Origin of the sequence: Sandarakinorhabdus sp. (assembly GCF_032115815.1) — a bacterium.
Taxonomy (GTDB): Bacteria; Pseudomonadota; Alphaproteobacteria; order Sphingomonadales; family Sphingomonadaceae; genus Sandarakinorhabdus.
This window is the reverse complement of record NZ_JAUMBI010000264.1, coordinates 1-1,998: the sequence shown is the minus strand read 5'-3', so window position 1 is coordinate 1,998 and position 1,998 is coordinate 1. Positions and strand designations below refer to the sequence as shown.

General features: G+C 63.7%; 1 protein-coding gene. It reads left to right on the top strand.

Annotation, left to right across the window (positions count from 1 at the left end; translation table 11 throughout):
• Positions 1-1,998: HAD-IC family P-type ATPase (locus RT662_RS15145; RefSeq protein ID WP_313671522.1), on the top strand; the 1,998-nt coding region annotated here is incomplete at both ends.

Here is a 1,998-nt window from a genome sequence, read left to right as displayed (position 1 = left end):
TGGATAAGAAGAAGGAATCGGGTTTGCATGCCTTCCTGCGCCAGTACCAGGACTTCATGCAGATCCTCCTGCTGGCGGCGGCGCTCATCAACCAGATTTTCACCGGTGAATGGGGCACGACGATCGTGTTGGTCGTCCTGACGATCTTCAACGCGTTATTGGGCTTGCGCGGTGAATCCAAAGCCGCGGCCAGCCTGGCGGCGCTGGCCGGGACGATGAAGAATACCACCCGTGTGCGCCGCGATGGCGTAGCCGTCGAGATCGATGCCGGGCAGGTGGTGCCGGGCGACATCGTGCTGCTGCAGGCGGGCGACGCCGTGCCGGCCGATGGGCGTTTGTCCGTGGCCGCAACCCTCGAGATCGAAGAGTCCGCCCTGACCGGCGAGAGCGTCGCTTCGTCCAAGGACACGGATGTCGTTGCCAAACCTGACGCGCCCCTGGGCGACCGCCATGACATGGCCTATATGAACACCGGCGTAACGCGCGGCAGCGGCGAAATGATCATCACCACCACCGGTATGGGCACCGAGATGGGCAACATCGCCACGCTGCTCAACCAGACCGAGTCGGACAAGACCCCGCTGCAGAAGCAGCTCGACAGGCTGACGATCATCATTGCGGCGCTGGCGGGCGTTGCCTTCATCCTGATGGTGATCATGGGGCTGCGCAACGGGCAGGCGCTGGACGCCATCTTCATCGCCGGTGTGGCGCTGGCGGTCTCGGCCATCCCGACCGGCCTCCCGGCCGTCGTCACCACCATGTATTCCATGGGCGTGCGCGCGCTGGCAGCCCAGGGCGCCATCGTCAAGCGGCTGCCATCGGTGGAGACGCTGGGCTCGGTCTCGGCCGTCTGCACCGACAAGACCGGCACGCTGACGCTCAACAAGATGACGTCCGTGGAGCTTACCATCCCCGGCCACAACCATTATGCGGTGACGGGCGAGGGGTACAGCACTGAGGGCAAACTGCTGAATGATAGCGGCGCCCAGATCGATCTGACGCCGGTACTGATGCCCATGGCGCTGTGCGCAGACGCCACCCTGAGCGGCGATGAACTCGTCGGTGACCCGACCGAGGGCGCGCTGATCGTGCTGGCGGCCAAAGGTGGTATCGACCTGGATGGCGCCCGCAAGAAGTACCCGCGTTTGGCCGTGCTGCCCTTTGATGCGGCCTACAAATTTATGGCCACCTTCCACAACATGAACGACGAGCAGGGCAAACCGGTGGTGCGCTGTTGTGTCAAGGGCGCGCCCGACGTGGTCATCGGTCTCAGTAGTTTCTACTGGCTGCCGGGCGGCGAGGCTGTGCCCATCACCGATGAGAACCGCCAACTGGCGCTGGCTGAAAATGAGCGGATCGGGGCGGAAGGCGAGCGGGTGATGGTGGTTGCACGGCGCGACTTCGATCCCGCAACCTTCGATCCCAAGGCCGATCTGTTGAAGATCGTGAAGGACCTGACCCTCCTGGCCATGGTCGGCATTGTCGATCCCCCACGGGCCGAGGCCAAGGCCGCGATTGCCAAGTGTCACAGCGCCGGCATCCAGGTGCGCATGATCACGGGCGACCATGCCGTGACCGCCGCGGCCATCGGCAAGCAACTGGGTATCGAGGGCAAGGCCCTCACCGGCGCCCAGTTCGCGGCCATGAGCGACGAGGATGCGATGAATGATCTGGACAACATCGCCATCGTGGCACGCGTGACGCCGGAGGACAAGATCCGCATGGTGGAACTCCTGCAGCGTAAGGGGAACATCGTCTCGATGACGGGCGACGGCGTCAACGATGCGCCGGCGCTCAAGAAGGCTGACATTGGCGTGGCCATGGGCATCACCGGCACCGAGGTTTCCAAGGGTGCGGCCGTGATGATCCTGACCGACGACAACTTCGCCACCATCATCAAGGCGATCGAGTTCGGGCGCGGCATCTATGTCAACCTGTTCAACTACGTCCGCTTCCAGATGGAGCAGTTGGTGGGGTTCATCGCGTGCTACCTGCTGG